Source organism: Achromobacter sp. 2789STDY5608615 (assembly GCF_001298995.1).
GTDB classification, from domain to species: domain Bacteria; phylum Pseudomonadota; class Gammaproteobacteria; order Burkholderiales; family Burkholderiaceae_B; genus Achromobacter; species Achromobacter insuavis.
Map to the genome: position 1 here is coordinate 1 of NZ_CYTY01000040.1, position 5,519 is coordinate 5,519.

The window sequence follows — 5,519 nt, forward strand, 5'->3', positions numbered from 1 at the left end:
GCATCCTCACGGATGCGCCCGTTTTTTTGCCAGCCCCCGCCGCGCGGGGTCCGCGCGGCTACTTGTTGACCAGCTTGGCCGGCTGCGCCAGCGCCACCAGCGCGCCGACCACCAGGCACGCCGACAGCATGTACAGGCCGGTGTTGGTGGTGCCGGTCATGTCCTTGAGCCAGCCCACCAGGTAGGGACTGACGAAGCCCGCCAGGTTGCCCACCGAGTTGATCAGCGCGATCCCGGCGGCGGCGGCCGTGCCGCCCAGCAGCGCGGTCGGCAGGCTCCAGAACAGCGGCAGCACCGTGCAGATGCCGATGTTGGCCACCGTCAGCGCCAGGATGGCCAGCACCGTGTTGCCGCTCCAGATCGCCGAGAACAGCAGCCCCACCGCGCCGCACAGCGCCGGGATGGCCACGTGCCAGCGGCGCTCGCGGTTGCGGTCGGAGTTGCGCGCGATCAGGATCATGCCGATCACCGCGAACAGGTTGGGCACGGCGGTCAGCAGGCCGATCGCCAGCGGGCTTTGCACGCCCGTGCTCTTGATCAGCGTCGGCATCCAGAACCCCACGCCGTACAGCCCCATCACGAACGAGAAGTAGATCAGCGCCATCGCCCACACGCGCGGACGCGTCAGCGCGGCGCGGATCGGCGGGTCTTCCTTGTGCTGTTCCTCGGCCGCGATGTTGCGGATCAGCACCGCCTTTTCATTGGCGGTCAGCCACTTGGCCTTGTTGATGCGGTCGTCCAGGTAGATCAGCACCAGCACGCCGATGATGACCGACGGGATGCCTTCGAGCAGGAACAGCCACTGCCAGCCCGACAGGCCGTGGTCGCCGTGGAAGGTGCTCATGATCCAGCCCGAGATCGGGCCGCCGATCAGGCCGGACATCGGCACCGCCGTCATGAAGAAGGTGGTGATGCGTCCGCGCCGGGCGGCGGGATACCAGTACGTCAGGTAGAGGATGATGCCCGGGAAGAACCCGGCCTCGGCCGCGCCCAGCAGGAAGCGCAGGAAATAGAACATGTGCACGCTGGTCACGAACATCATGCACGCCGAGATGATGCCCCAGGTGATCATGATCCGCGCGATCCAGACGCGCGCGCCGACTTTGTGGAGAATGATGTTGCTGGGGATCTCGAACAGGAAATAGCCGATGAAGAATATCCCCGCGCCCAATCCGTACACCGTCTCGCTGAACTGGAGTTCCTGCAGCATCTGCAGTTTGGCGAAGCCCACGTTGACGCGGTCCAGGTAGGCCACGACATAGCAGACGACCAACAGCGGCACCAGCCGCCACCCCACCTTGCGATAGATCCGGTCCTCCTCAGCCGCCGGGATCGCCGGCGAGACCCCGGGGGCCATAGTGTGTTCCATCAATGTCTCCTCCTCTGACGGGATAGGCCGGTCATGGACCGGCAGCTTGTCCGGTCCCGCGCCCCCAGCGGGGACATATGGGCCGGCAGACCAAGCCTAGAACCCCATAGTTGACAAAAAACTGAACAACTATGCCCTCTGCGCGCAAACCCCTAGAACGAACCGGCGGAATCGGGCGGAACCTTGTCCGGACGGGTTTTCTGCTTCATCCGTCCCCCTGTGTACCGGCGCGTCCCACGGGACGGCGGCTTACACGGTAAAATGCCCGGTTTCGCACAAAAGTCATCAGGAATCATCATGGAAGCCGAACGTCAGAACCAGCTCGCAGCCCGCCTCGCCGACTACGCGGAGCGCGAACAGGCTCTACGGAGGTATCTTTGACTGCGATGCCAAAACCGAACGCCTGCAGGTCGTAAACGCCGAGCTCGAAGACCCGGCCGTCTGGAATGACCCCAAGCACGCCCAGGACCTGGGCCGTGAAAAGAAATCCCTCGAAGAGGTGGTAGAGACCCTCACCGCGCTCGGCACGGGCCTGGCCGACTCGAACGAACTGTTCGAACTGGCCGCCGCCGACGACGATGACGCCACGCTCGAATCCATCGAACTGGACGCCAACGGCTTCCAGGAAAAGCTGGAAGGCCTCGAATTCCGCCGCATGTTCTCGAACCCGGCCGATCCCCTGAACTGCTTCCTGGACATCCAGGCAGGCGCGGGCGGCACGGAAGCGCAGGACTGGGCCTCGATGCTGCTGCGCCAGTACCTCAAGTACGCCGAGCGCAAGGGCTTTAAGGCCGAAGTGCTGGAAGAATCCGAGGGCGAAGTGGCCGGCATCAAGTCCGCCACCATCAAGCTCGAGGGCGAGTACGCCTTCGGCTACCTGCGCACGGAAACCGGCGTGCACCGCCTGGTGCGCAAGAGCCCGTTCGACTCGTCGGGCGGCCGCCACACCTCGTTCGCCAGCGTGTTCGTCTACCCCGAGGTCGACGATTCCTTCGAAGTCGAAGTGAATCCGGCCGACCTGCGCGTGGACACCTACCGCGCCTCGGGCGCGGGCGGCCAGCACATCAACAAGACCGACTCGGCCGTGCGCCTGACGCACATCCCGACCGGGATCGTGGTGCAGTGCCAGAACGACCGCTCGCAGCACCGCAACCGCGCCGAAGCGATGCAGATGCTCAAGTCCAAGCTGTACGAACTGGAAATGCGCAACCGCATGGCCGAGCAGCAGAAGCTGGAAGACTCCAAGACCGACGTGGGTTGGGGCCACCAGATCCGCTCGTACGTGCTGGACCAGAGCCGCATCAAGGACCTGCGCACCAACGTCGAAATCTCCAACACGCAGAAAGTGCTGGACGGCGACCTGGATCCCTTCATCCAGGCCAGCCTCAAGCAAGGCGTGTAAGTTCCGCGATACTTCCGTCCACCGTACCCCGAGGGTTCACGCATGTCTGACACCATCGCAATTCTCACCGGCGCTTCGCGCGGCATCGGCGCCGCCATGGCGCGCGGCCTGGCCAAACCGGGCACCCGCCTGATCACCCTGGCGCGCCGCGAAGACCCCGAGCTGGCCGCCTACGCCCGCTCGCAGGACGCGCAGCTGGAGCAGCTGTCCGTGGACCTCTCGGACCTGGCCGCGGCGGAAGCGGCCGCGCGCCGCATCTGCGACGCGCTGCCGCGCGACGCCGGCCGCTACCTGCTGATCAACAACGCCGGCACCGTGCACCCCGTGTCCGGCACCGACGCGCTGATCGACGGCCCGGCGATTGCCGCCGCCTTCAACCTGAACGTGACGGCCGTGATGCTGCTGACCGCGCGCTTCCTGGCCGCGGTCGAAGACCTCAAGGCGGACCGCCGCGTGCTCAACATCTCGTCCGGCGCCGGCCGCAATCCCAACGCCGGCTGGGGCGTGTATTGCGCCACCAAGGCCGCGCTCGACATGTACTCGCGCGTGGTCAAGCAGGAACAGGGCGAGGACGGCGCGCGCGTCGTCTCGCTGGCGCCCGGCATCGTCGACACCGACATGCAGGCCGCCATCCGTTCCAGCGATCCCAAGAGCTTCCCGGCGCTGGCCAAGTTCCAGGACTTCCACGCCACCGGCAAGCTGTCCTCGCCCGCCAACGTGGCCTCCCGCATCCTCGCCTACCTGGATCGCGACGACTTCGGCACCACCGAAATCGACGACATCCGCAATTACGACTGATCCCCCGACCATGACCGACCACACGACCGCTCCGGCCCCCGCCCAGGATGAAAACCGCTTGATCGCCGAACGGCGCGCCAAGCTGGCCAAACTGCGCGAGACCGGGGTCGCGTATCCCAACGATTTCGTCCCCGACGCCCGCGCCGCCGCCCTGCACGACAAGTACGACGACCAGGAGCAGGAAGCCCTGGCCGCCGCGCCCGTCACCGTCAAGGTCGCCGGCCGCATGATGCTCAAGCGCGTCATGGGCAAGGCCAGCTTCGCCACGCTGCAGGACAGCACCGGCCGCATCCAGATCTACCTGGACCGCGGCACGCTCGGCGAAGACAGCTACGCCGCGTTCAAGCAATGGGATATCGGCGACATCATCGCGATCGAAGGGTCGGTCTTCAAGACCAACAAGGGCGAGCTGTCGGTGCACGCCGCCACGGCGCGCCTGCTGTCCAAGTCGCTGCGCCCGCTGCCGGACAAGTTCCACGGCGTGGCCGACCAGGAGCTGCGCTACCGCCAGCGCTACGTCGACCTCATCATGACCGACGCCACGCGCCGCACCTTCGAGGCGCGCAGCAAGGCCGTGGGCAGCATCCGCCAGTTCATGCTGAACGCCGGCTTCCTCGAAGTCGAAACGCCCATGCTGCACCCGATCCCGGGCGGCGCGGCGGCCAAGCCCTTCGTCACGCACCACAACGCGCTGGACATGGAAATGTTCCTGCGCATCGCGCCCGAGCTCTACCTCAAGCGCCTCATCGTCGGCGGCTTCGAACGCGTGTTCGAGGTCAACCGCAACTTCCGCAATGAAGGCGTGAGCCCGCGCCACAATCCGGAATTCACGATGATGGAGTTCTACGCGGCCTTCGCGGACTACCGCTGGCTGATGGACTTCACCGAGGAACTGATCCGCCAGGCCGCCATCTCGGCCACCGGCAGCGCCGTGCTGACCTACCAGGAACGCGAGCTGGATCTGTCCAAGCCGTTCGACCGCCTGACCATCTGCGAAGCCATCCTCAAGTACGCCCCGGGCTACACCCAGGCGCAACTGGACGACCCGGCCTTCGTGCGCGCCGAGCTCAAGAAGCTGGGCGCCGACGCCGACGGCCCGGTGCTGTCGCGCGCCGGCCTGGGCGCGCTGCAGCTGGCGCTGTTCGAAGAGACCGCCGAAGCCAAGCTGTGGAACCCCACGTACATCATCGACTACCCGGTCGAAGTGTCACCGCTGGCGCGCGCCTCCGACAGCCGCGAAGGCATCACCGAGCGCTTCGAGCTGTTCATGACGGGCCGCGAGATCGCCAACGGCTTCTCCGAGCTGAACGACCCCGAAGACCAGGCCGAGCGTTTCCGCTCGCAGGTCGAGGCCAAGGATGCCGGCGACGAGGAAGCGATGTACTACGACGCCGACTACATCCGCGCGCTGGAATACGGCATGCCCCCGACGGGCGGCTGCGGCATCGGCATCGACCGCCTGGTCATGCTGCTGACCGACAGCCCCAGCATCCGCGACGTCATCCTCTTCCCGCACCTGCGCCGTGAAGACTAAGACGCGGGCGGCGTCATGATCGTCAAGATCCTGATGCTGGCCGCGGTGGTTGCGGCGCTGTTCTTCATGGTGATGCAACCCCGCCGCGGCCGCGGCGGCTACGCCACGGGCCCCGCGCCCGTGCGCCGCACGCCGCTGTTCATCGCGCTGTGCCTGGCCACCGCGCTGGCCCTGACCGGCACGCTGGTCACGGCAGTGATCTGGATGGGCAGCGTCGCTGGCGGCGTGACCGGCGGCGGCTACCACGGCGAAGCCGATTTCCTCCTGACCATCGCAGCCGCCCTGCTGGCGATCGCGGTGGCCTGCGGCGTCGGCGCCTTCCTCAAGCGCAAGGGCTGATCCCGCGCGACGGGCGGCCGCCGTGCGTGGCGCCGCCCTACCCCTTCTTCCTTATCGCGACCGCCAGGCGCCGCATG

At 66.7% G+C, this 5,519-nt stretch carries 5 protein-coding genes; 4 read left to right on the forward strand and 1 reads right to left on the reverse strand.

The features are described from left to right. Nucleotides 1–58 precede the first annotated feature (58 nt). Nucleotides 59–1,369: an MFS transporter gene (locus tag AOZ49_RS25645; RefSeq protein WP_054478507.1), complete on the reverse strand. Its 1,311-nt coding sequence runs from the start codon at nucleotides 1,367–1,369 to the stop codon at nucleotides 59–61. Between the two features lie 297 nt (nucleotides 1,370–1,666). On the opposite strand from AOZ49_RS25645, the gene prfB reads away from it, so the two are divergent. The 4 genes from prfB to AOZ49_RS25665 all read left to right on the forward strand — a co-directional run bounded on the left by prfB (nucleotide 1,667) and on the right by AOZ49_RS25665 (nucleotide 5,442). After that, nucleotides 1,667–2,771, forward strand: a protein-coding gene (prfB, locus tag AOZ49_RS25650) for a peptide chain release factor 2 (protein ID WP_156355752.1) whose coding sequence is annotated in 2 segments (ribosomal slippage) — nucleotides 1,667–1,747 and nucleotides 1,749–2,771 — 1,104 coding nt in all. Because the reading frame shifts where the segments join, the coding sequence is not laid out codon by codon here. Nucleotides 2,772–2,813: 42 nt separating this feature from the next. Further along, on the forward strand, nucleotides 2,814–3,569 hold the full coding sequence (locus tag AOZ49_RS25655) for an SDR family oxidoreductase (protein ID WP_054478509.1): 756 nt from the start codon (nucleotides 2,814–2,816) through the stop codon (nucleotides 3,567–3,569). Between the two features lie 10 nt (nucleotides 3,570–3,579). Next, complete coding sequence (gene lysS, locus AOZ49_RS25660; protein WP_054429917.1) at nucleotides 3,580–5,103, forward strand: lysine--tRNA ligase; 1,524 nt, start codon at nucleotides 3,580–3,582, stop codon at nucleotides 5,101–5,103. Between the two features lie 15 nt (nucleotides 5,104–5,118). After that, nucleotides 5,119–5,442, forward strand: a complete 324-nt coding sequence (locus AOZ49_RS25665) for a hypothetical protein (protein ID WP_054429919.1) — start codon at nucleotides 5,119–5,121, stop codon at nucleotides 5,440–5,442. Nucleotides 5,443–5,519 lie beyond the last annotated feature (77 nt).

Bases quoted from the DNA above. Each gene is read 5' to 3' on its own strand.
- AOZ49_RS25655 (WP_054478509.1), top strand. From the start codon at position 2,814: ATGTCTGACACCATCGCAATTCTCACCGGCGCTTCGCGCGGCATCGGC.
- AOZ49_RS25665 (WP_054429919.1), top strand. From the start codon at position 5,119: ATGATCGTCAAGATCCTGATGCTGGCCGCGGTGGTTGCGGCGCTGTTC.
- lysS (WP_054429917.1), top strand. From the start codon at position 3,580: ATGACCGACCACACGACCGCTCCGGCCCCCGCCCAGGATGAAAACCGC.
- AOZ49_RS25645 (WP_054478507.1), bottom strand. From the start codon at position 1,369: ATGGAACACACTATGGCCCCCGGGGTCTCGCCGGCGATCCCGGCGGCT.